The 22472-nt window shown below is 59.5% G+C and carries 19 protein-coding genes and 1 pseudogene; 6 read left to right on the forward strand and 14 right to left on the reverse strand.

Annotated elements, in window-relative coordinates:
• Positions 1–12 precede the first annotated feature (12 nt).
• The 4 genes and pseudogenes from VSX58_RS12940 to VSX58_RS12955 all read right to left on the reverse strand — a co-directional run.
• On the reverse strand, positions 13–1500 hold the full coding sequence (locus tag VSX58_RS12940) for an aldehyde dehydrogenase (RefSeq protein WP_327618451.1): 1488 nt from the start codon (positions 1498–1500) through the stop codon (positions 13–15).
• Positions 1497–3209 (reverse strand): thiamine pyrophosphate-binding protein, encoded by a 1713-nt coding sequence (locus VSX58_RS12945; RefSeq protein WP_327618452.1) that lies wholly within the window; start codon positions 3207–3209, stop codon positions 1497–1499. Before VSX58_RS12945 ends, VSX58_RS12940 begins: the two co-directional genes overlap by 4 nt.
• A 723-nt stretch (positions 3210–3932) precedes the next feature.
• Positions 3933–5174, reverse strand: coding sequence for a Zn-dependent hydrolase (locus tag VSX58_RS12950; RefSeq protein WP_327618453.1), 1242 nt, complete (start codon positions 5172–5174; stop codon positions 3933–3935).
• Positions 5175–5515: 341 nt separating this feature from the next.
• A pseudogene (locus tag VSX58_RS12955) lies at positions 5516–5755 on the reverse strand (transposase); the annotation flags it as partial.
• A gap of 382 nt (positions 5756–6137) precedes the next feature.
• On the opposite strand from VSX58_RS12955, the gene VSX58_RS12960 reads away from it, so the two are divergent.
• On the forward strand, positions 6138–6620 hold the full coding sequence (locus VSX58_RS12960) for a hypothetical protein (protein ID WP_327618454.1): 483 nt from the start codon (positions 6138–6140) through the stop codon (positions 6618–6620).
• Positions 6621–6952: 332 nt separating this feature from the next.
• On the opposite strand, the gene lpxL is transcribed toward VSX58_RS12960, so the two are convergent.
• The gene (gene lpxL, locus VSX58_RS12965) at positions 6953–7876 is read right to left on the reverse strand and encodes an LpxL/LpxP family Kdo(2)-lipid IV(A) lauroyl/palmitoleoyl acyltransferase (RefSeq protein ID WP_327618455.1); all 924 of its coding nucleotides are present in this window, start codon (positions 7874–7876) and stop codon (positions 6953–6955) included.
• A gap of 297 nt (positions 7877–8173) precedes the next feature.
• Positions 8174–8956 (reverse strand): hypothetical protein, encoded by a 783-nt coding sequence (locus tag VSX58_RS12970; RefSeq protein ID WP_327618456.1) that lies wholly within the window; start codon positions 8954–8956, stop codon positions 8174–8176.
• A gap of 359 nt (positions 8957–9315) precedes the next feature.
• On the opposite strand from VSX58_RS12970, the gene VSX58_RS12975 reads away from it, so the two are divergent.
• From VSX58_RS12975 to VSX58_RS12985, 3 genes are read left to right on the forward strand one after another with little or no spacing between them, the layout of a single operon-like run.
• Positions 9316–9867, forward strand: a complete 552-nt coding sequence (locus tag VSX58_RS12975; protein ID WP_327612872.1) for a YfiR family protein — start codon at positions 9316–9318, stop codon at positions 9865–9867.
• Positions 9860–11089 carry a diguanylate cyclase domain-containing protein gene (locus VSX58_RS12980; protein WP_327618457.1) on the forward strand — a complete coding sequence of 410 codons (1230 nt, stop codon included), beginning with the start codon at positions 9860–9862 and terminating at the stop codon, positions 11087–11089. Before VSX58_RS12975 ends, VSX58_RS12980 begins: the two co-directional genes overlap by 8 nt.
• Positions 11090–11112: 23 nt before the next feature.
• A complete protein-coding gene (locus VSX58_RS12985; RefSeq protein ID WP_327618458.1) occupies positions 11113–11598 on the forward strand; it encodes an OmpA family protein in 486 nt (161 codons plus the stop codon).
• Here VSX58_RS12985 and VSX58_RS12990 read toward each other — a convergent pair.
• The 8 genes from VSX58_RS12990 to VSX58_RS13025 form a co-directional block, all read right to left on the reverse strand.
• The gene (locus VSX58_RS12990; protein WP_327618459.1) at positions 11595–12779 is read right to left on the reverse strand and encodes an MFS transporter; all 1185 of its coding nucleotides are present in this window, start codon (positions 12777–12779) and stop codon (positions 11595–11597) included. The genes VSX58_RS12985 and VSX58_RS12990 overlap by 4 nt on opposite strands.
• Positions 12776–13168, reverse strand: a complete 393-nt coding sequence (locus VSX58_RS12995; RefSeq protein WP_327618460.1) for a GlcG/HbpS family heme-binding protein — start codon at positions 13166–13168, stop codon at positions 12776–12778. Before VSX58_RS12995 ends, VSX58_RS12990 begins: the two co-directional genes overlap by 4 nt.
• A gap of 109 nt (positions 13169–13277) precedes the next feature.
• Positions 13278–13973 (reverse strand): IclR family transcriptional regulator, encoded by a 696-nt coding sequence (locus tag VSX58_RS13000; RefSeq protein ID WP_327618461.1) that lies wholly within the window; start codon positions 13971–13973, stop codon positions 13278–13280.
• 139 nt (positions 13974–14112) lie between these two features.
• On the reverse strand, positions 14113–14784 hold the full coding sequence (locus tag VSX58_RS13005; RefSeq protein WP_327618462.1) for a methionine ABC transporter permease: 672 nt from the start codon (positions 14782–14784) through the stop codon (positions 14113–14115).
• Positions 14769–15560 carry a methionine ABC transporter ATP-binding protein gene (locus VSX58_RS13010; protein ID WP_327618463.1) on the reverse strand — a complete coding sequence of 264 codons (792 nt, stop codon included), beginning with the start codon at positions 15558–15560 and terminating at the stop codon, positions 14769–14771. Before VSX58_RS13010 ends, VSX58_RS13005 begins: the two co-directional genes overlap by 16 nt.
• Complete coding sequence (locus VSX58_RS13015) at positions 15560–16369, reverse strand: MetQ/NlpA family ABC transporter substrate-binding protein (RefSeq protein ID WP_327618464.1); 810 nt, start codon at positions 16367–16369, stop codon at positions 15560–15562. The genes VSX58_RS13010 and VSX58_RS13015 overlap by 1 nt, the downstream gene beginning before the upstream one ends.
• A gap of 16 nt (positions 16370–16385) precedes the next feature.
• Positions 16386–17417, reverse strand: coding sequence for an isopenicillin N synthase family dioxygenase (locus tag VSX58_RS13020; RefSeq protein WP_327618465.1), 1032 nt, complete (start codon positions 17415–17417; stop codon positions 16386–16388).
• A 263-nt stretch (positions 17418–17680) separates the two neighbouring features.
• Positions 17681–18568 carry a helix-turn-helix transcriptional regulator gene (locus VSX58_RS13025; RefSeq protein ID WP_327618466.1) on the reverse strand — a complete coding sequence of 296 codons (888 nt, stop codon included), beginning with the start codon at positions 18566–18568 and terminating at the stop codon, positions 17681–17683.
• Between the two features lie 304 nt (positions 18569–18872).
• On the opposite strand from VSX58_RS13025, the gene VSX58_RS13030 reads away from it, so the two are divergent.
• Both VSX58_RS13030 and VSX58_RS13035 read left to right on the forward strand, forming a co-directional pair.
• On the forward strand, positions 18873–20666 hold the full coding sequence (locus VSX58_RS13030) for an ABC transporter ATP-binding protein (protein ID WP_327618467.1): 1794 nt from the start codon (positions 18873–18875) through the stop codon (positions 20664–20666).
• Positions 20666–22432: an ABC transporter ATP-binding protein gene (locus tag VSX58_RS13035; RefSeq protein ID WP_327618468.1), complete on the forward strand. Its 1767-nt coding sequence runs from the start codon at positions 20666–20668 to the stop codon at positions 22430–22432. The genes VSX58_RS13030 and VSX58_RS13035 overlap by 1 nt, the downstream gene beginning before the upstream one ends.
• Positions 22433–22472: the final 40 nt, after the last annotated feature.

A 22472-nucleotide genomic window follows, 5' to 3' on the forward strand; every position in this document is an offset into this window, starting at 1 on the left:
GTCGGTAGCGGCTCAGCGGGCAAGTTGGATCCAGGTTGATTTCGGGTCGGTATATTTATCCAGCGCGTGAACGGACTTGTCCCGGCCGAATCCCGACTGCTTACGGCCGCCGAACGGCATGGTTATCGCGCCGTCGGCATAGCAATTAACCCAGACCATACCGCTGTTCAGGCGGCGGGAAACGCGGTGCGCCTGGCTGAGATCGTCGGTCCAGATCCCGGCGCCTAAACCGTAGTCGGTGTCGTTGGCCAGCGCCAGAGCCTCTTCTTCGCCGCTGAACCGGCACACGCCCAGCACCGGGCCGAAAATTTCGCGGCGCATGGCGACGTTGCCGTTGTCGCAGGCCAGAATGGTCGGATTCAGATACAGCCCGCCGGCCTGCGCCGGCATCGGCGTCAGAAGGCGCGCGCCGGCCTGCAGCGCGGCGTCAATGCCGTCAATCACCCGCTGATGCTGGGCGCTATCGACCATCGCCCCCACCCGCGTTTGCGGATCCAGCGGATCGCCCGGCAGATAGTTCTGCGCTTCCCGCAGCAGCAGCTCGATGAAACGCTCATAAATGGCGTCTTCCACGTACAGCCGCGAACCGGCGATGCACACCTCGCCCTGATTGATGAAGATCGCCGCCGCCGCCGTCGCCGCCGCCTGTTCCAGCCGCCGACAGCCGGCGAACACCAGGTGCGGCGACTTGCCGCCGCACTCCAGCCAGACGCGCTTGAGATTGGAGTCGGCCGCGTAGCGCATAAAATGTCTGCCCGTGGCGGTGGAGCCGGTGAAGGCCAGGCAATCCACCTCGTTATGCAGGCCGAGCGCGCGTCCGGCGACCGCCCCGCGGCCGGTGACCACCTGGAATACCCCGTCGGGGATCCCGGCCTGCCGGGCCAGTTCGGCCAGTTTCAACATGCTGAGGCTGGACTGCTCCGCCGGTTTGACGATCACGCTGTTGCCGACAGCCAGCGCCGGCGCCAGTTTCCAGCAGCCGATCATCAGCGGGAAGTTCCAGGGCACCACCGCCGCCACCACGCCGACCGGTTCCCGCACCACCGTGGCCAAAACATCTTGCGGCGTGGGCAGCACTTCGTCGGTGGCGGTTTCGATCGCGCCGGCATAAAAGCGCAGGCAGCGAATGGATTCGGGAATATCAAACGCCATGCTGTCGCCGATGGGTTTCCCCATATCCAGGGTTTCCAGCAGGGCCAGCGTTTCGCTGTGCTCCTCCATCAGCTGCGCCAGCCGCTCCAGCGTTTTACGGCGCTCGGCGGGCGCGCGGCGCGACCACACGCCGCTGTCGAACGCCTGACGGGCATGGCGCACCGCGCGTTCGACGTCCGCTGCGCCGCAGTCGGCGATATCCGCCAGCTTATCGCCCGTCGCCGGGTTGAAGCTGGGCAAAACCGCGCCGCTTTCCGCATCGCTATAGCCGGCGCCGATCCAGGCCCGACCCTCGAATTTCAGCTGCGCCGCGGCCTGTCGCCAGTACGCCAGAGAATAGTCGCTCATACCTCTTCCTCCTGTTTTACTTTCGCCTGCCGCCGAATCTCGCTGAGCAGCACGCCGGGCGCGATGCCGTCGCCGTCGTAGCGCAGCTCCACGATAGCCGGACGCCGTTTTTCTTCGGCAAAACGCAGCGCCTGACGGAACGCCGCCTCGAACTTGCCGGTATCGTCCACCACCACGCCCCACCCTTCATAGGCATCCGCCAGACGGGCAAACTCCGGGTTGCTAAAACGCAGCGCGATTTCCCGCTCGGGGAAGTGGTGCTCCTGATGCGCCCGAATAGTGCCCCACATGCCGTTGTTGAATACCAGAACCACCACGCCGACCTGGTATTGCAGCGCGACGCCCAGCTCCTGCATGTTCATCTGAAAACAGCCGTCGCCGGCGAAACAGACCGCCGGGCGGTCGCGGTGCTCCAGCTTGTAGGAGATGGCGGCCGGCAGCCCGTAGCCCATCGCTCCCACCGTCGGCGCCAGGGAACTGCCCAGTCCGGAGAAGGGAACGTAACGGTGCGGATAGAGCGCATAGTTGCCGGCGCCGACGGTGATGCAGCCGCGGCCGTCCAATACCTCGCCGACAATTTGCGCCACCCGATCGAGGCTCAGCGCGCCGGGAGAGGACAGCGGCCTGAGGGTCGCCAGGTAGGCGTCGCGGGCCTGGGCGCGCAGCGGCCGCCAAACCGGTTCGCTCTCCGGCGACAGTGCTTGCAACGCGGCGGCAAAGGCGTTAACGCTGGCATTGATCGCCAGCGTGGGGCGGTAAACGTGTCCCAATTCTTCGGGATCGGGATAGATATGAATCAGCGTTTGCTGCGGGATTGGCGCGGCGATCCAGCTATAGCCTTCGCTGGTGGCTTCGCCGATACGCGTGCCGACGGCGATGATCAGATCGCTGTCCCGCAATTGCCGGCGCAGCGCGTCATGCATGGCGAAACCGACATGGCCGACGAACTGCTCGTCGCGCTGATCGTAGCACTCCAGGCGGCGCCAGGCGACGCCGACCGGTAAATCAAAACGGCGGGCGAACTGCCGTAGCTGCCGCTGGGCCTGCTCGCTCCAGCCGCTGCCGCCCACCAGCAGGAAAGGACGCTGCGCCTGCTTCAGGCGCGTTTCCAGCTCGGCCATCTGTTCCGCGCCGGGATAGGCATCCAGACGCGGACGGGCCGCGACGACGGAGACATCCGATTCGCCCCACAGAACATCTTCCGGCAGCGCCAGCACCACGGGGCCGGGCCGGCCGCTGGTGGCCACCGCGTAGGCGCGCGCCACGAACTCCGGGATGCGATCGGTGCGATCGATTTGCGCCACCCATTTCGCCATCTGGCCGAACATGCGGCGGTAGTCGATCTCCTGAAACGCTTCGCGTTCGATGAAATCGTTCCCCACCTGTCCCACAAACAGAATCATCGGCGTGGAGTCCTGATAGGCGGTATGCACCCCGATCGAGGCGTTGGTCGCGCCCGGCCCGCGCGTCACCATACAGATGCCCGGCTCGCCGGTCATTTTGCCGTAGGCTTCCGCCATATAGGCCGCGCCGCCTTCCTGGCGGCATACCACCGACTGAATTTGGTCGGTATGCTCGTTGAACGCGTCAATGCAGGGAAGAAAACTCTCGCCCGGCACCAGGAATATCCGTCTGGCGCCTTGCTCGCGCAGCTGCTCCAGTAAGATTTGGCCGCCATTACGGGAAGGTTGAGAGGGGTTCTTCATCATTTGCTCCAAAGTGTTAAATGATCTTTTTCATACGCCACAAATAAAAACGCCGACGCGCTCCCGTGTGACGAACGCAAACTGCTTATTTCATCGTTAACCTATGGGCGGCGATGAAAATACTGACAATCTTCCGGTGCGACAAAACGGATAATTTAATATTTCCGCTGAAAAACATCACAGCCAATATAAATAAATCTCTTCCACCCCTTATTCTTCATACAATAACAACGCAGCGTCAATTTTATATATTTAATGCGGCATATAATCTTGATTTATATTATTTTACACCATTACGGTGCAATTATTTAATAAAAACACCAATAGAGTGCAGCCCTTGCACCAATAAGTCACAAAACAATATAAAACGCAGTAATACCATCAAATAAAAATAACAAGGAAGAATAATCAATTGCCGATAAAAATAATACGCCATTCGAAATAGCGTATTAATGCGCGTCGGGAAAATACGATGGGAAATATTACATATACCCTAAATAATTCGCATTGCAGGACAAAAACGCCAAAGCGTTTGAGTTTGCCGACAAAGTCCGGTGAGCGGCGATAAGGGACGATGTTGAACGGCGCTTGCGCTGGCCCCGAAGGGGTGAGGCCATCAGGCCGAATAACGCGGCGACGCAGCGAAGCCACGCGCCGTCTCTGCGCAGAGGGCCGGCGGCGGGGCCGTAACGGCGCCGTTCCGCCAGCAAGCGTTACGCAGCGGTATTAAGCGGATAGCGCCTTAGCCCGCGCCGCACGCAACAGCAGCGCGTTCAGCAGCACGTCGCCGCCTTTGGCGGCGTCCTGCGGCGATATCGCTTCGCTCTCATTGTGGCTGATGCCGCCGGCGCAAGGGATAAAGACCATTGCCGTCGGACAATGTTTCGCCACGTTGATGGCGTCATGCCCCGCGCCGCTGATGATATCCCGCCAGGAGTGGCCCAGCGCCTGCGCCGCGCCGCGCACGTTAGCGACGCACTCTTCGTCAAAATGCGTGGCGGGACTCAGCCAATGCCGCTCGATTTGCAGCGTTAATCCGCGCGCCGCGGCGATATCGCTTAGCTGCCGGCGCACGTGGCTTTCCATCGCCGCCAGACTCTTATCTTCGGGGTGGCGTAAATCCACGGTAAACGCTACCCGGCTGGGAATGGTATTGCGCGACGATCCCGGAATGGCCATCTGGCCGATGGTAAACAGCCCGTCAGGAAATGCGCCGCCCAGCGAACGCTCCAGGGAGGCCAGCATTTCGCCCACGCCGAATAACGGATCGAGCCGGGATTTCATCGGCGTCGTACCGGCATGGGCGGAAACGCCGACGACATCGACGTTCAGCCAGCAGATCCCCTGCCCGCCGGTCACGACGCCGATCGTGACGCCCTCATCCTCCAGCACCGGACCCTGTTCTATGTGCGCCTCATAGTAGGCGTCGAAGGCCCGGGCCAAAGGCGCGCTCCCGGCATGGCCGACGTCGGCGAGCGAGCGGCGGACGCTGACGCCGTCGCGATCGGCGATGGCGAGCGCCTCGTCCAGTTCCAGCATCCCGGTAAATACGGCGGAACCCAGCATCGCCGGCGTGAATCGCGCCCCCTCTTCATTGGTCCAGACGGCGATTTCCAGAGGTTGCTCGGTGATAATATGCTTATCGTTCAGGGTGCGGATCGCCTCCAGCCCAGCCAATACGCCGTAGATGCCGTCAAATCGGCCGCCCTTCGGTTGCGTATCGAGGTGGCTGCCGATGACTATCGGATCGGCCTGCGGATTTTTACCTTCGCGGCGGGCGAACAAATTGCCAATGGCATCAAAATAAGTGCGCATCCCGGCGTCCCGGCACCACTGCATAAAGAGTTCGCGCCCCTGTTTATCCTCCTGCGTTAATGCCAGACGCGTATTTCCTCCCGCGGGCGTCGCGCCGACTTTCGCCATATCCATCAGACTATTCCACAGACGCTCGCCATTCACTTGCAACATTTTCGCTTCCTCAGCCAGTACGTTGTTATATTCGGCAACGAATATTCGCCGATAAAAATATATATCGATTAATTTTTATCGCTTTCTTCCCCCAATGCGTCAATCCATTATTTTTAATGCCGGGTATTAACCAAATTAATAATCCGCGCGATAAATATTTACGCACGCGTTTATAACGTCGAATTGCTACCGACATCGTCTTTAATTCATCCGATATTTTTCATTAAGCGCTGCGTCTTATTATCCGCTATCGAATCACGCAGCGACAACCGTTCTCCGAACATCATCTTCATCCGCGACATTGCCATTTCCGCCAGCGACTCCGGTGGTAATCCACTTTCATTCATCAGATGGAAAACCGAATCGATAAATCCCTGTAACGCCCGCAGCGTAAGGTTGAAGACGCTTTTAAGCATCAGGGCGGTGACGATCGCCGTATCGGCGTAACGCAGGGCGGGTTCAGCGGTGTCGTACCATGCGGCGGTGGCGTCATCGCCGATCCAGACGATTAGCGAACCCCGTTGACGAAGCGCGTGGTTATAGGTTTTCCAGTTGATAATTTTAAACTTCTGCTTTGCCACGGTTCGCCATGTACTGTCTGGGAAGAGAGTGATCTGATTCTGTTTGTCGCTGAAAGTTCGATTGATTCAACGACGCCCAAAACTGAAAGAGTGGAATTGTCTGCAGCGCAGCCTATATATACTCCAATTTGCTGAATCCTTGAGAAAACGCCTCACAGGCTGTTCTTTGGTTTATAGAGTCAGGGATGAATCGCAGAAAAAGACCTCAAGCAGGGCGCTTTTATTGCAACCAAAGATTCCACCCAAGAGCATTAAATCCCAGTTATGAATACAGCGCTCCCGGGTATTGGGTGACTTCCGAGGATAAAAGAATGCAACTTTACAGTTGTAACGTAAACATGATATTAAAATAGACTTTTTAGCATAAGGAGTGGTACTTTTTGTGGATAACGTAATTACTGTCATTGCTAGCGTCCTTGCCATCTATTTTATAATTGCAATGTTGACGTTTTTTTATTGGCTCATATTCCGGAAGGGTAGCCTTAAGAAGTCTTTAATACACATAGGACTTTCCGTAGCACTGCTATGCGCAGTGACCGGCGTTCAAATGCTGATATGGAATGGCGTAAACGCTGAGCTGGCGGCACAGAAGGCAGCCCAGATGCCCAAGCCCGTCACCATTGCGCCGGAGCTACTGAAGATATTGGAGGCTAATGCCGATCCGGCATTGATGGATCCCGCGCAAGTGACCGCTATTGCGGAGCTGGCTAACCAGCGTCTGGGGGAAGCAGGCACGCTGCATGCCGCCGCGCTGAAAAAGTATTTCGTGTATTACCATAGTAAACTTGCACAAAATAAACAGCCGGAGAATATAGCGAATATCAATTTTGATGCGCAACGGCGCAATGCTGAACGCGCTCCTTAAGTCGTAATTTTATTCTAAAATTGCACGCACCGCCTCAAACACCTACGGCGTGTATCTGAGGCGGAGCCGTAACCATCCCCTTTAAAACGCCCGGCTAAACAACTCATCATGAGTGATATTCTGTTGTCACTGCGTATTGAAACCGAATTTTCGCTGGCGATCTATCATACCCAGTTCGCAATTTGCTGATTTTTCTCATTAGGTTTCGGATCATCGCGCCAACAGCATTCACTAATCGAAAACATCTGACAAGCGCAACGAATACTGATATTTCAGACAAGAAAATTCTATTTATCCACATTTCTCTTTTTCGGGAGGATTCTCCCCGCACATCAAACATACAGCGACCGCTCGCCCGCCGGGCGGGTTTTGAAACGCCGATGCAGCCAAAGATACTGTTCGGGAGCCTTCATGATCTCCTGCTCAATAGCCCGATTTATATAGTTGGCGGCGGCCAAATCGTCATCATAAGGGTAATTTTCCAATTTGGCGGAGATCGTCAATTGATACCCTTGCGAGCCAGGCTTACGAATAACGACGGCGGTCACCAATTCCGGCTTGGCCAACTTAGAGATAATGAACGTGCCGTTGGTGGTCGCCGCCCGCTCCACGCCGAAAAACGGCACGAATACGCTGCCTTTGGGACCATAGTCCTGATCGGGAGCGAACCAGACGACGCCGCCGCGTTTCAATCTATGCACCATGCTAACCAGTTTTTTGCGGCTAACCAGTTCGTTGCCCGATCTTGAGCGCCCCTTCCTCTGCACCAGCTCCATGATTTTGCTGTTATGAGGCCGATACATAACGGTCATCGGCTGACAGTGCCCCAGCATGCGGAAATGGAGCTCCAGCGTCATAAAATGTACGCCGATCACGATCACCCCTTGCCGCTTGTTTTCCGCCTGCTGCAAATTTTCCAGCCCGACGACTTCAACCCACTTTTTTATTCGTTTGTCGGACCAAAACCACGCCATACCCGTTTCCATCAGCCCTATGCCGAGGGAGGCGAAATTATCGGTGACTCTGGCCTTGATTTGCCGCGCGTTCTCGTCGGGAAAGCAGAGTTCCATATTACGCGTGGCGATCGCCAGACGCCTTTTTAAAAAGCGCATCGACTGGTGCCCTAGCCAGCCTCCCAATCTAACCAGCGCGGGATAAGGCAGTTGAACCAGAAAGAACAGCACGCCCAATCCGAGCCACAGCATCCAGTGCCGCGGGTGGGCGTAGTGTAAAAGATTTTCCCGGGTATTCGGCATATAGCGTACGTCCCTAACTATTAGCAAGCGGGCTTTAACGGAACCCATTCATAACACGCATTTATTAAGCTAAGATTGCCGTAATCTTCGCTACCCCAAGCCCCCAATCGGGCTATCTGCGCGGGCTGCTCGTTACGTTGTCTACATTGGACGCTAATGAGAGGCGCGAATTCAAATTTAACTTTCTTATGGTGATTATTCTTGGTGAAATGAATCGCGCTATCCGCTAGCGAGGACGCGTTATGGCGACGCGCCGAAGGCGTATCGCCGATTGAAAAACAGCTGAGGTGATAGCGTTTAGGAGGCCGTGCTGACCGAACGCCGCATGGCTTCGGCCAGCAGCATCGTCACCAGTACGGAAGCCCCTAAGGCCGCGACAAACGCCGTCAATATTCCCGTCTTGAGCAGCAGTTCTCCGATCGTCACATAGAAAACGATAACGCCCAACGCGCTTACCGCATTGCCGCGCACCACCGCCGCCATCTCTCCCCGACCGCCCTGCACATGGGCAAAGACCGTCAGCGGCCAGGCAATCACGGGAATCGGCGAAAGAATGCCGCTGACATGCGGGCCGATAATGTGCGCCGAACCGGTAATGGCGAAAAGCATCGCGGTTGATGTCAGCATGCGCAAGGGAATGTCCCAGAACGGCGCCGGCGATGGGCTGACGCGCCGCTCCAACTTCCCGGTTAGGCGAATGATCATCGCGACCGCCGCCAGGCTGATAATAATCGCGACCGCCGGCGAAGCGGCAACCAGCAGCAGCAGGGAGATGGCGACAAAAAAGACCAGCGCGGCGCCGCAGGCCGCCGGAACGGCCAGCGAGCGGGCGATGACCAGGTAAAAAAGATAAGTCAGCAGCACCGCCGCCAGCCCCGACAGCGAGCCTGACACGGCTTGAACCGCAAATTGCGGCCCCTGCTCGATGGCGAGAAACAGCGCGACCGGACCGGACGTCAGCGGCATGCCGGAGAGTAAACCACCGACGAAGCTGCCCCATTTTCTCACCGCCAAAGAGACGACAAGCATCAACGCCGGCGTGACGATTAATTTAACCGCTAATATATCCAAATCAAACATCTCCCTGCATATCTCCCCCCTCGAACCGCAAGGGCCCGGCGGCCCCTGGCGCTGTTCAAAACGCGTTTGGCGTTTTTGTCCCGCAGTTCGACTTATTCTTCGGGGCATAACTATGGATGAAAAGCTATACCGTGACCGACGGCCCGCTTTTTTCGACTGTATCAGGAAGTCTGGAGATGTAAATGCGAAAGTAGAGCCGGAATATCGCGCGCAACGGCGTTTAACCCATAGCGCCGGCGGCGCTCCGGAAGCGACGGGGAAAGGTCCGTCATAAAAAAAAGCGCTGGCTAGAATAGCGGGGATTAAATATATTGCACCCTATTCCAATAAGCGTTCATTTAACAGGGTTGAATTAAGGTATGATGAAAAAGTGGCCTGTATTCCTCCCTTTTTTACTGCTTATCGCCATCGCTTCCGCCAGGGCGGCGGTATCCAGTATAGAGCATGAGATGTCGCAGGTACCGGCGGACAAGGTTTATCAAACCGTGGCGGGGATTATCAGTTATTCACACTGGCCGGTGCCGAATAAAATCCCCACGCTGTGCATATTTTCATCCGCCTATTTTCTCTCCTCATTAACCGCGCCGGTTTCAACGCCGAAGACGCCGATTTTTAATGCCGTCATACTGGAAAATAGCCGCGATATTCCGCCATCACGATGCGACGCCGTCTATTTCGGACGAGAGTCGGAGGCGGAACAGCTAAAAATAACGGAGCAGCTTCCGGATTATCCGCTCTTGACGATTGCAGAACAGAATCAGGAATGCACCAGAGGCAGCGCGTTTTGCCTGGCGTTTTCCAATAAAACCGTCAGCTTTTCCGTTAATTTGGATGCGTTGTCCCGTACCGGTATCAGGGTGAGCCCTGAAGTGTTAATTCTCGCGCGGTCACAGAATGAAGATCATGAATAATAAAGGCATTTTTACTTCCCATCCGGCAAGGAAAATAACCTTCAGGTCTGCCCTGACCCGCATCAGCGCGATAAGCATCGTTATTACGATGACGCTTTCATGGATGCTGATTACCACCGCTTCGCTGATTTCGCTCAAGCAATATACGGAAAAGAGCCTGCAAGTTCTGGCTTACACGTTAAGCCAGAGCGTAGAAGCCGCGGTGGTATTTCAGGACAGCTTAGCCACCAAAGAAATATTAGAAAACCTCGGCCGGCAGGGGCAGTTCAGCGTGGCGACGGTAACCGACGTTCAGGGGAGAAAATTGACCGAATGGCGGGCGGATAATAGCTATTCTACGGAATATCAGGATAAGGCGATTATCCGCTGGCTATTTCCGCACTCGGTTATTCAGCCTATTTATCATCGCGGGGAACGGGTAGGCGACATTGAGATCTCCGGCGCGGACGCGACGATTAAACAGTTCGTTTATTTCTCTTTAATCGCGCTAACCCTGTGCATTATTTTAGCGTCGGTTCTGGCTATTTTTATCTCCCGCCGTCTGCATAACGGGCTGATTTTCGACCTGCAAAATATTACCGATGTGGTGCACGATATCAGGGAAAACCGCAATTTCACCCGCCGGGCGCCGGCGGGGAAAATAGTGGAGATCGATACCCTAAGTAAAGATTTCAACAGCTTAATTGAGGAGATCGAACATTGGCAAAACCAGATGTTGAAAGAGAACGACTCGCTGCTAAAACGTTCGCGCCGCGACTCGTTGACCGGATTAGCCAACCGCGCGGCATTCTGCGGTACCTTGGAAAATTTGCTCAGAGATAAGAAAAGCAAGTCTCAGATAGCGCTGCTGTTTATCGATTGCAACGATTTCAAGCAGGTTAACGATACCTATGGACATGCCGCAGGCGACGACGTTCTCGTCACCATCGCCAATCGCTTATTACAGTGCGTGGGTAAAGCGTCGCTGCCGGCGCGCCTGGGCGGCGATGAGTTCGCCCTGTTTATCTTTTCCAAAACCGCGGATAGGGATCTTATTGACGCCACGATAGGGAAAATCGAGGAGACAATGAGCGAACCTATCTATTTATCCGACGGCACGACTATCGGAATGACGTTAAGTATCGGCGTCGCCATTGCGGATAATTATTCGACATTGAAATCCTTGATGGAAGAGGCGGATAAAAATATGTATCTGGAAAAACAGCGCCATCGCAATAATTGATCATGAATAACACGGGAGATTCTATGAAAACCGGCTTTCTGGCAGGGCTGATATTAACCGCGGTATTGGGCATTAGCGGATGCCAGTCGCCACGACAAACCTTTACCCCGGAACAAATTTCCGCACTGCAGTCGCAAGGATTCAAAAGCACGCCGGACGGCTGGACGCTGGGGCTGTCAGAAAAGATCTTATTTGACAATAACCAGTCATCGCTCAGCCCGCGCAGCGTCGATGCGATAAAAAAAATCGCCTCTGCGCTCTCTTCCGTCGGCCTGCGCCACGCAAGAATGGATGGCCATACGGATAACTATGGCGAAAGCCAGTATAATCAGTCGCTGTCGTTGAAACGCGCCAATACCGTTGCGGATGCCTATGCGCAAAGCATCAACCTGCCGCGCAACAATCTGACGACGCGCGGGCTGGGTGAAAAGTACCCCGTCGCCAGCAATAGCACTGCGCAAGGCCGTGCGGAAAACCGCCGCGTCGCCATCGTCATCACCGCGCCCTAATCCGCCGCACATCTCCGGCTTTTCAACGCCAACCAGCCCAGAGGAAGCTGCGCCAGCGCCGTCAGCGCCACGCCCGCCCAGGGCGTCAGCGCCATGCCGTCGCGGGCGACCATCAGGCTGCCGACGGTCTCGCCCAGCGTAATCCCCAAATTAAACGCCGAGATGTTCAACGCCGAGGCAAAGTCCACCGCCTGCGGCGTATAGCGTTCGGCCGTCTCCAGCATCCCCGCCTGAAAACCCGGCGATAAACCGAAAGCCAGCGCGCCCCAGACAAATAACAGCGCCGCCATCGGCAGGGCGTAAGGCATCAGAAACGCCAGCGCGATCAGCGTTAACAGCAGTAACGCCAGCATGCGCCTCAGCGCGCGCTGCCAGCCGAGCGTGGAGGCCAAGCGCCCGCCCGCCAGATTGCCGATCAGCGTGGCGACGCCGAATACCACCAGCAACAGGCTGGCGCCGGCAGATGAAAAGCCGGTAATCCCGGTCAGAATCGGCGTCACAAAGGTAAAGGCGGAGAAGCTGGCGCCGAACCCCAGGATGGTAACGCTCATCATCAGCAGAATCGCCGGCTGGCCCAACGCCGCCAACTGCGCGGAGACGGAGCCGGCGGGTTTCGCCGCCAGCGCCGGCACCCGGTACAGGGTCGCCAGCCAGGCGACGGCGGCCAATAGCGCCACCGCGTAGAACGGCAATCGCCAGCCCATACCGTTGCCAAGCAAACTGCCCAGCGGCACGCCGATCACCATCGCCAGGGTCAGCCCGGCGAACATCAGCGCGATGGCGCGGCTCGCCTGCCCCGTCGGCGCCAGCCGCGCCGCCACCGTCGCCCCGATGGCGAAAAAGCTGCCGTGCGCAACCGCGGTCAGAATGCGTCCGGCCAGCAGCATCGGGTAGCTGGCGGCTAACGCCGACAGTACATTGCCGGCGAGAAACAGAGCTATCAGCCCAAGCATCACCGGCTTGCGCGGCAAACGCGCCAGCGCCAGCACGATAACGGGGGTCCCCAGCGCCAGCGCCAGCGCATATATCCCGACCAACCCGCCCGCTGTTGACAGCGGGACGGCGAAATCCTGGGCGATGGACGGCAATACGCCGACGACGATAAATTCCGCCACGCCGATGGCGAAGGCGGTAACGGCGAGCGCCCAGATACCGGGGTGTACCCGGTTTATGCGGCTCATACGCGCCCCGCAGCTTTCAGCGCGATGGCCTGATCGTCCTCCACCGTGGCGCCGGCAACGCCTACCGCGCCCACCGCCTTGCCCTGCGCATCGCGCAGAACGATGCCGCCGCCGAAACTTATCAGTCCGCCGTTGGTGGACTCCAAGGTATAAATGGCGCCGCCCGGCTGTGCGGCGGCGCCGATCTCACCGCTGTCGGTACGAAACAGCGCCGCGGTGCGCGCTTTCTTCAGCGACACATCGATTGCGCCGGGAACGGCGTCATCCATACGCAGAAACGCGCGCAGCAGGCCGCTATCGTCCACCACGCTGATGCAAACGGCAAATCCCTGCGCGCGCGCCAGCGACCGGGCGCGCTCGATAACCTGTCGGGAAAGAGACTCAAACATACGGAAACTCCTGATAAAGAAATAAACGCGTTCGATAATGCCGACAAGGAAGCTCTGATGGGAATAGAATCGCAGCAACTGGCGGTTAAAGTTCGATAATGCCGAACATTTAATACATTACGCTAGCCGCAAGGCGGCGCAACAGGGGCGAGCGAAGTTTCCAGGAGGGTCCGGCGACGCCGACGGCCGCCGCCACGCGCCCCTGCTGGCGCAAAGGCAGCGCCAAACAATTCAGTCCGGGCTCGGCCTCCTCCAGATCCAGCGCGTATCCCTGCGTCTGAATCGTTTTCAGCTCTTTTTCCAACGCGGAGGGCACCAGCCCGGCCCGACGCAGACTGCGCGCCAGCTCGGGATCATAGGCCAGAAAGATTTTGCCGATCGCCGACGTGGTTAGCCCTTCGCGCCGCCCGCGCGGGCTGGGAACGCACAGCGCCCCGCTGCCTTCCAGCGCGTCGATATAGAGGTATTCGCGCGTGCCGCAGGGGACGGCCAGATAGCAGGTCTCGCCGCTGCGCGCCGCCAGCGCGCGCAGCACGCCGGAAAAAGCGGCGCGCAACGCGGCGTCGGCGTCGGCGAGCGGCTGAGCGATCTCCCTCAGGCGCAGCCCCAGCGCGTAGCGGGTATCGCGGCGGCTCACATAGCCCATGGCGGACAGGGTATTCAGCAGGCCGTGCAGCGTGCTTTTGTTCACCCCCAGGCGCGCCGTCAGATCGACCAGCCGCGCCTCGCCCCCGGCGGCCGCGATCGCCTCCAGCACGGTCATTGCTCGTTCAACGGACTGGATAAGCCGGTTTTCATCAATCATGCGCGGTCTGTTTACCTCATCGATAGCGGGTCGCCGCGCCCCGGCCTGGCCGCGCGCCTTAGGGGATGCCGTCCGCCCCCCGGGAAATGCCCGATGGGCACAAGATACTCCCGGCGACGTTATCTGACAACCGCCCGGATCAGCGGCGATAGGCCAGAGAGCGCACGATGCGGTCGCCAAAAGATTGCACCAGCTGCACCAGCGCCACCAACACGATAACCGTCCCCGCCATGACCTGGTCGTTAAAGCGCTGGTAGCCATAGCGGATAGCCAGATCGCCCAATCCGCCGCCGCCGATCACCCCGGCCATGGAAGAGAAGCCGATCAGCATCACCACCGTCAGGGTAATGCCGGCCAGAATGGCGGGCAGCGCCTCCGGCAACAGCACTTTGCTGACCACATGCCAGGCGCTTCCCCCCATGGCAAGAATGGCCTCCACCCGTCCGCGATCGACCTCATCGAGGGCGGTTTCCACCACGCGGGCGAAAAAGGGAAAGGCGCCGATGGTAATCGGCACCACCGCCGCCGTGCTGCCTAGCGTGGTTCCCACGATCAGGCGCGTCAGCGGGATCAGCGCAATCAGCAGCACTACGAACGGCAGCGAACGCCCGACGTTAATGATGGCGCCCAGCGCGCGGTTGAGCCACGGCAGCGGCAAGACCCCGGCGCTGCGGCTGATAAACAGCACAACGCCCAGCGGCAAACCGATCAGCACCGTGAATAACGCGGCCAGCCCCACCATATAGAGCGTTTCCAGCGTGGCGTTCAGCATCAGGGCGTAAAACGCCTCCCAGCTCAGGCGACTTTGCATAACCGGATATCCTCCACGCCGTGACGCTGTAAAAAGGCCCGTTCGGCGGCGTAATCCGGCAGCAAAGCCTTGCGCAGCCGCGAATCGGGGTCGGAGAGCAGCGATCGCAGCGAACCGCTTTCCATCACCCGCCCCGCCTCCAGCAAGGCGGCGTGATCGCAGATGGCCTTGACCACCGCCAGCTCGTGGGTAATCAGAATGATGGTTAATCCGAGCCGGCGATTGATATCCGCCAGCAGAGACAGCACCGACTCCGTGGTTTCCGGGTCAAGCGCGCTGGTGGCTTCGTCACAGAGTAGATAGCGCGGCCGCGCCGCCAGCGCCCGGGCGATCCCGACCCGCTGCTTCTGTCCGCCGGACAGCTGGGAGGGATAGGCGCGCGCCTTGTCGCTCAGCCCCACCAGCGCCAACAGCTCTTGCACCCTGGCCGCCCGCTCCCGCCTGCCGACGCCGGCGATTTCCAACGGCACCGCCACGTTATCCCGCACGTTGCGGGCATGCAGCAGATTAAAATGCTGGAAGATCATGCCGGTACGCTGGCGATGGCGGCGCAGCTCCTGCGGCGACAGGGCGGCGATATCCCGCTCGTCCATCAGAATACGGCCGGAAGTGGGCCGCTCCAGCAGATTAATACAGCGGATCAGGGTGCTCTTCCCCGCCCCGCTGCGCCCCAGGATGCCGTAAACCGCGCCATCGGGAATGGTTAACGACACATTATCCAGCGCGGGCCGGGCGCCGGCGGAATAATGCTTGCCGAGCCGTTCAATCACGATCATTATTTTTGCCCTGCCACCGGAATAACCGATCCGTTATAACGGCTATTGATAAAGTCCGCGATCTGGCCGGACTCCAGATCCTGCGCCAACCGCCTGACGCGCGGATCCTCTTTCAGCGCCGACGTCGTCACCAGAATATTGGCATACGGGTTATTAGCGGCGCTCTCCAGCCCGAGGGCGTCTTTCGCCGGCGTCAGCCCGGCTTCCAGCGCATAGTTGCCGTTGATGACCGCCAGATCGACGTCATCCAGCGAACGGGGCAGCTGCGGCGCTTCAATTTCCACGATCTTCAGGTTTTTGGGATTTTCGGCGATATCCTGCGGCGTCGCCTGCACCTTCGCCGGATCTTTATAGCCGCTCTTCAATTTTATCAATCCCTGGCTTTGCAGTAGATAGAGCGCGCGGCTGAGGTTGGTGACGTTATTCGGCAGCGCCACCGTGCCATTATTCGGCACCTCGCTCAATATCTTATGCTTTCTGGAGTAGATCCCCAGCGGCTCGAGGTGCACCGTCGCGGCGACCACAAACTCCTTGCCCAGCGCTTTCTCCTGATCGCGCAGGTAGGGCACATGCTGGAAATAGTTGGCATCCACATCGCCGTGGGCCAGCAGTTCGTTGGCGTTCACGCCGCTGGTCAGCTCCACGATGTTCAGATTCAGAGAGGGATCGATTTTTTTCACCTGCGCCAGGATCTCGGCGTGCGGCACCGGATCCGCCGCCACCCTTAGCGCCTGCGCGGCCTGCGCCGAAAAGACCAGGCTTACGGATAACGCCAGCCCTGCCAAAGAGAAAATGACATGTTTTTTCATAGGGATATTCCTTGTTTTAAAGCGTTATCGTTTCTTTGGCTTGCAAGACATCGCCGTAATACCGGGTAGCGACGTCGGGATGGGAGCGCAGACGCCCCTTGAGATAATTCCAGCCCACGTCGCGCAGCAGAGGATTATGGGGGTCGCTGGTCGGCCCCGGCGCCTGCGCGGCGAGATGGGCCGGCAATTGATACACCGGCACCACGCTATCCAGCCGCGCGCCGAGGAAAAAGACGGCGGAGAGACGCTCCCGGCCCGGCGGCGGCGAAACCACCCGATGCACCGTCGCCCGCAGATAGCCGTTGGTCGCCAGCTCCAGCAGTTCGCCGATATTCACGACAAAAGAACCGCCTAGCGGCAGCGCGTCGATCCAACGCCCGGGTTCGACCTCCACCTGAAGCCCCTGCTGGTTATCCTGCAGCAGAAAACTGAGAAATCCGGAGTCCTTGTGCGCGCCGACGCCCTGCCGGCTGCGATCGTGCGGCTGTCCGGGATAGCGAATCAGCTTGATGTGTTCGTTGGGCTTTTCGCCGTACAGCGCGTCAAACGCGGTGACCGGCAGCTCCAGCGCCTCGGCAAACGCCCGCAGCAGGCGCAACGCCATACGCGTCATCTCTTGCTGCCACTGCAGCAGAGTGGTTTTCAGATCAGGCAGCGCCGCCGGCCAGAGATTCGGCCCTTGCAGCCGACGCCAGGCGGGGTCGTTCGCCAGCAGACGCAGCGCGGGGCGTTCGGCGCCGATATCAAACTGCTCGCGCCAGTCCGGCCGGCTACGCGTCAGTTCGGCGCCGGCCCGGTTGTAGCCGCGAAAATGGGGGGAGTGAATCATGGCGACGCGCTGTTTTTCCGCGTCAGGCAAAGCAAAAAACGCCTGCGCCAGCTGCTGCACGCGCTGCAGCAGCGCGCTATCGACGCCATGATGAACTAAATAGAAGAAACCGACGTCGCGAGCGGCCCGGTTCAGTTTGCTCAGGAAATTCGCCCGCTGTTCCGTATTGCCGTCAAGTTGCGATAAATCCAGGATTGGCAGGGATGTGATATTGCTCATGGCAGACTCCAATTATTAGCCGATAAACATCGCTGAGATAAAATCTGGAGTCGCTACAACAGCGGTAATGGTTCATGATTGCTCCTCTCTATTTATAATTCAGCCGATTACAATAATTCCGCCGGCTTCTCTCCTCCGCTGTATTAATGCTGAATTACGCCGTCAGGTGAAATACCAATAGTGAGAAAACTCATGCGAATAGTGGATATATAACCCCGCGGCCGATCGTCCGCGGCTATATTCCGGGCGTTATGACCGGCGTTTTACAGGCACAGCCTCCTCGCCTCTTTCGGCAACACGCCGAATTGTTTGCGAAAGGCGGCGCTGAAGTGCGATGGATTACTGTAGCCCAGCATCGCGGCGGTTTCCGTTACGCTATGGCGCCGCAGCAGCTCCCGCGCGCGCTCCATACGCTTACGCTGAAATAACGCATAGGCGCCGACGCCGAACAGCTGCTTGAAACCGCGCTTAATTTTCAGCGGGTTTAACCCGGTCGCCCGCGCCAGCTGTTCGATGGTCGGCGGCTTGCTCAGATTGTTGAGGAGCAGCTCGCGCGCCTGCCAGAGCTGCTTTTGCTCCCGGGAGCCGATAGTCTCGTCGCGCGGACTGACGGCGCGGACGGCCATTAAATTCCAGGCCAGAAACTCCAGCGCGGCCGCATGCACCAGCAGCACAGAAGGGGAATCGCTCGTCATCAAACGGCCGATCCGCTCGGCCGCATCAATACTTCTCTGGCCGCTGGCGTGGCAAAGCAGGCCGTCTTTTCTCTGATGAGAGGCGCACACCGCGCCGTAATCATCCCCCGCCAGCTCCCTAAGCAACGGTGGACAGACTCTCAGCTCGATGTTGCTCCAGTCGGCGCTGCAGCGCAGTTGGAAACGCTCATCGGGAAGAAAGGTGGTCAACGCCCGGCCGCGCGCCAGCTCCAGGCGGCGTTCGCGGCAGGCAACCCGCGTCTGGCCGCTGAGCTGACAATTAAAATGCACCCGCGCGGCGTCTCCCGCGCTTTCCGTCGCCGCGGACAGCGTCTGGGCGCCACAGGAAGTGGCGAGCGATAACTCCATACCGGGACGTATCGCCAGCGTCTTCACGCTCATGCCCGGCGGACAAGGAAAACCGGGATCGGTAAAAAACTCCGCCGACTTCATCATTGCATACCGTTCCTTTTTACGTTTGACGTTTCACTCTCGCGGGAACGCGCTCGCGAGAGTGGGCGGCCTGCGAATATTTAGAATAAAAACATGCTATTGCAAGTCATTCTCAGTTGCAACAGCCGTGCCCGCCGCGCCGTTGGCTCGGCCCGATACGCCCCTTCCGCGCGCGTCATCCCGACCGCGCGGCATAAATTTATCCCTATCCGGGGGATAATCGTACCTAATCGGGTAGTTCGTCATCGGGGTTGTCATCATCATTAGCGTTATCTCCCCGTCTAGCTAAAAAAGGATGCGCATTATTATGCGTCGAACCACCACGAGCTCAAGCGAGCTTACGCCCAAAGGGTTTCTGCAATTAATCACGCTCGCGCCCTATGCGCTCGGCGGCGCCATCGCCACCGCCATCGCCTCGGCCGCGCTAAGCGTGGCGCCGTTCTGGATCATCTACCGCATCACGGCGCAGCTTTTCTCCCCCCAGCCGGATATGACGGCCGTATGGCGGCTGATTGGCTGGGCCGTGGCGCTGCTGGCGTTACGCTGGGCCTTTATGGCCGTCAGCCATGTTCTTGCCCACATCGGCGCCTTTAGCATTCAGTACCGGTTAAAAATCGGCATGGCGAAGCGGTTGGGCGAGGTGCCGCTCTCTTTCTTCGCCCGCCGGGGTTCCGGCAGCCTGCGGCGCGTGCTGAACGACGACGTCAACAGTCTTGAGGGCTTCTTCGCCCATATGCTGCCCGATGCGGCCGCGGCGGCGGCGGTTCCCGTCGCGGCTTTAATCCTGTTGTTCGCCGCCAACTGGCCGCTGACGCTGGCCGCGCTGGCGCCGCTCCCTCTGGCGATGCTGGCCCAGTGGTGGATGATGCGGCGCTCGCGTAGGCGGATTGGCGCCTGGAACGACCTGCAAAAACGCATCGCCAATCAGGTGGGCGAATATATCCGCGGCGTGCATGTCATCAAGAGTTTCGGCCTGACCGCACGCTCGTTCGGCGATCTCGCCGACGCCATCCACGGCGCCGTCGACTGGGTGCAGGACTACGCCAAAAGCAGCACCGGAGGCTGGGTGCTGTTTACCACGCTGCTATCCGTCAATCTGCTGGTCGTCGCGCCGCTCGGCGCCTGGCTGCTGGCGCGCGGCGCGCTGGATCTGCCCACCCTGGTGATGTTTCTGCTGGTGGCGCCGGCGGTGCTATCTCCCCTGCTGCGGCTGACCTTCGCCATGGGCGAGCAGCTGCAGCGCGCGGCGGCGCTGGAGCGCATCAACGATATCCTCGCCGCCCCGCCGTTGCCGATTCAGAACGCTATGCCCATCCCCGCCGGGCCGCTGCATATCGCGTGTCGCGATCTGCGCCAGCGCTACGACGCGCGGCTGGCGCTGGACGGCGTCAGCTTTCAAGCCAGGGCCGGCCAATTAACCGCGCTGGTGGGCGCCAGCGGTTCGGGGAAGAGCACGCTGGTTAAATTAGTCGCCCGTCTTTACGAGTTCGAATCCGGCAGTCTGACCATCGGCGGCGTGGACATCCGCCAATGGCCGCTGGATGCCCTGCTCGCGCGTATGAGCATCGTCTTTCAAGAGGTGTTTTTGCTGCACGGCACCGTGCGCGACAACCTGGCGCTGGCCCGCCCCGACGCCAGCGATGCGCAAATCGAGGCCGCGGCCCGGGCGGCGCAGGCGCATGACTTTATCCGCGCGCTGCCGCAGGGCTATGACACGGTGCTGGGCGAACGCGGCGCCAGCTTATCCGGCGGCGAGCGCCAGCGCCTCTCCGTCGCGCGCGCGCTGCTTAAAGACGCGCCGATCTTGCTGCTGGATGAAGTCACGGCCAGCATCGACGCGGAAAACGAAATCCTGATCCAACAGGCGCTGAACCGGCTATGCGCGGGCAGAACGGTATTAATGATCGCCCACCGCCTGGGCACCATTATGCACGCCGACAATATCGTGGTGCTGGAACAGGGCCGGGTGGCGGGTCAGGGAACCCATGAGGCGCTGCTGACGGACTGCCCGGCATACCAAAAATTGTGGAACGATTATATTCAGGCCGAGGCGTGGTCGCTCGGGGCAGCGGCGAACGGCGCGGCCGGGGAGGAAAAATAATGATTAGTGAATTGATACGCTCCGGCTTCAGGCTCTCGGGAACGCGCGATCCCCGGCTGGTGCGCGGACTGGCGTGGAGCATCGCCGAAGGATTCTTTTCCGCGCTGTTCTATCTCGCCCTGTATGGCCTGCTGCGCGACGTTTTCGCCGGCGCCAATACGCCGATGCGGGCCGCCGCATACGGTCTGGCCATGTTCGCCGCCGTGGCGCTGCGCGTCGGCGCCGGCTACTGCGCCATGCCGCTGATCTTCTGCGGCGCTTACGCCATGATGGGCGAAGCGCGGCTGCGCGTCGCCGACCACCTGGGGCGGCTGCCGATGGGGTGGTTTAACCGCCAGCGCGGCGGCGATCTGGCCGCGCGCCTGACGTCGGATCTGGAGCTGATCGAACACCTCTGGTCGCATTTTCTAGGCGTCTTCGTCTCCGGCCTGGCGATGCCGGTATTTCTCATGCTGTTCCTGCTGTGGGTAGACTGGCATCTGGCGTTGTTGACCTGCGTCGGGATCCCGCTGGCGCTGCTGATGCTGAGCTGGAGCCAGCGTATGGCGGCCCGGCCCGGCGACCAGATGCTCGCCTCCGGCACGGCGGCGCAGGCGGCCCTGCTGGAGTACGTGCAGGGCATTGCGGTCATTCGCAGCTTCGGGCGCTTCGGCCAGGCGTGGAAACGCCTGGAGTCGATCCTGACCGAACACCACGACGCCGCGCTGGCCGTCGAATCCAAACCGGCGCCCTGGCTGGCCGGCTACGGATTTATGCTGGAAATGGGGTACGTCGGCCTGGTGCTGGCCGGCGTCTGCTGGTTGTCCGACGGCGCCTTGTCCCCGGACGCGCTGATCGTGTTCCTGATACTGGCTCTGCCGATATACCGACAGCTATTCGACGTCGGTCTGTCAACCCTGATGCTGCGCTTCGCGCGCCGTTCGCTGATGCGAATTGAAGCGCTGCTGGCGGAAAAAAACCTGCCGGAGCCCGTTCGCCCGGCGCTCCCGCAGGGAGAGGAGATCGTCTTTGAACACGTCGGCTTCGCCTATGACGACCAAGACGCCGCGCATCGGGGGCCGCTGACGCTCAACGACGTCACATGCGTCATTCCCGCCAGGCGCTTTACCGCCATCGTCGGCCCCAGCGGCGCGGGTAAAAGCACGCTGGTTCATCTTATCGCGCGGCTATGGGACGTGCGGAGCGGCCGTATCCGTCTGGGCGGCGTCGATCTGCGCGATATCGGCACCGAACGGCTTCACCGCCACGTGGCGATGGTGTTTCAGGATGTGCTGCTGTTCTCCGGCTCGGTGCTGGATAATCTGCGCCTCGGCAGGCCGGACGCCAGCCGCGAGGAGGCGATCGCCGCCGCCCGGCGCGCCCAGGCGCATCGGTTTATCGAAGCGCTGCCACAGGGTTACGATACCCCGCTGGATGAGGGCGGCGGTTCTCTGTCCGGCGGCGAACGCCAGCGGATCTCCATCGCCAGAGCGCTGCTGAAAAACGCGCCGATACTGCTGCTGGATGAAGCGACCGCCAACGTCGACCCTTCGGCGGAAGCCGAGATTCAGCAGGCGATGACCGAGCTGGCGCGCGGGCGCACCGTAGTGGTGATTGCCCATCGGCTCAAAAATATTCGCCATGCCGACCACATCCTTGTTTTGGATAACGGACGCTTGGTCGAACAGGGAGATCACCAAACGCTGATAGCGCGCGACGGACTCTATGCGCGCCTGTGGCGGCGGCAGCAGGACGCGCAGGGCTGGACACTGCGCGTTTCGGCATAGCCGATCGGGCGGACGCATATACGTCTAAACTGCTGAGCCG

The organism is Brenneria populi (assembly GCF_036016195.1).
Classification (GTDB): domain Bacteria; phylum Pseudomonadota; class Gammaproteobacteria; order Enterobacterales; family Enterobacteriaceae; genus Brenneria; species Brenneria populi.

Bases quoted from the DNA above. Each gene is read 5' to 3' on its own strand.
- VSX58_RS12940 (WP_327618451.1), bottom strand. From the start codon at position 1,500: ATGAGCGACTATTCTCTGGCGTACTGGCGACAGGCCGCGGCGCAGCTG.
- VSX58_RS12945 (WP_327618452.1), bottom strand. From the start codon at position 3,209: ATGATGAAGAACCCCTCTCAACCTTCCCGTAATGGCGGCCAAATCTTA.
- VSX58_RS12950 (WP_327618453.1), bottom strand. From the start codon at position 5,174: ATGTTGCAAGTGAATGGCGAGCGTCTGTGGAATAGTCTGATGGATATG.
- lpxL (WP_327618455.1), bottom strand. From the start codon at position 7,876: ATGCCGAATACCCGGGAAAATCTTTTACACTACGCCCACCCGCGGCAC.
- VSX58_RS12970 (WP_327618456.1), bottom strand. From the start codon at position 8,956: ATGTTTGATTTGGATATATTAGCGGTTAAATTAATCGTCACGCCGGCG.
- VSX58_RS12975 (WP_327612872.1), top strand. From the start codon at position 9,316: ATGATGAAAAAGTGGCCTGTATTCCTCCCTTTTTTACTGCTTATCGCC.
- VSX58_RS12980 (WP_327618457.1), top strand. From the start codon at position 9,860: ATGAATAATAAAGGCATTTTTACTTCCCATCCGGCAAGGAAAATAACC.
- VSX58_RS12985 (WP_327618458.1), top strand. From the start codon at position 11,113: ATGAAAACCGGCTTTCTGGCAGGGCTGATATTAACCGCGGTATTGGGC.
- VSX58_RS12990 (WP_327618459.1), bottom strand. From the start codon at position 12,779: ATGAGCCGCATAAACCGGGTACACCCCGGTATCTGGGCGCTCGCCGTT.
- VSX58_RS12995 (WP_327618460.1), bottom strand. From the start codon at position 13,168: ATGTTTGAGTCTCTTTCCCGACAGGTTATCGAGCGCGCCCGGTCGCTG.
- VSX58_RS13000 (WP_327618461.1), bottom strand. From the start codon at position 13,973: ATGATTGATGAAAACCGGCTTATCCAGTCCGTTGAACGAGCAATGACC.
- VSX58_RS13005 (WP_327618462.1), bottom strand. From the start codon at position 14,784: ATGCAAAGTCGCCTGAGCTGGGAGGCGTTTTACGCCCTGATGCTGAAC.
- VSX58_RS13010 (WP_327618463.1), bottom strand. From the start codon at position 15,560: ATGATCGTGATTGAACGGCTCGGCAAGCATTATTCCGCCGGCGCCCGG.
- VSX58_RS13015 (WP_327618464.1), bottom strand. From the start codon at position 16,369: ATGAAAAAACATGTCATTTTCTCTTTGGCAGGGCTGGCGTTATCCGTA.
- VSX58_RS13020 (WP_327618465.1), bottom strand. From the start codon at position 17,417: ATGAGCAATATCACATCCCTGCCAATCCTGGATTTATCGCAACTTGAC.
- VSX58_RS13025 (WP_327618466.1), bottom strand. From the start codon at position 18,568: ATGATGAAGTCGGCGGAGTTTTTTACCGATCCCGGTTTTCCTTGTCCG.
- VSX58_RS13030 (WP_327618467.1), top strand. From the start codon at position 18,873: ATGCGTCGAACCACCACGAGCTCAAGCGAGCTTACGCCCAAAGGGTTT.
- VSX58_RS13035 (WP_327618468.1), top strand. From the start codon at position 20,666: ATGATTAGTGAATTGATACGCTCCGGCTTCAGGCTCTCGGGAACGCGC.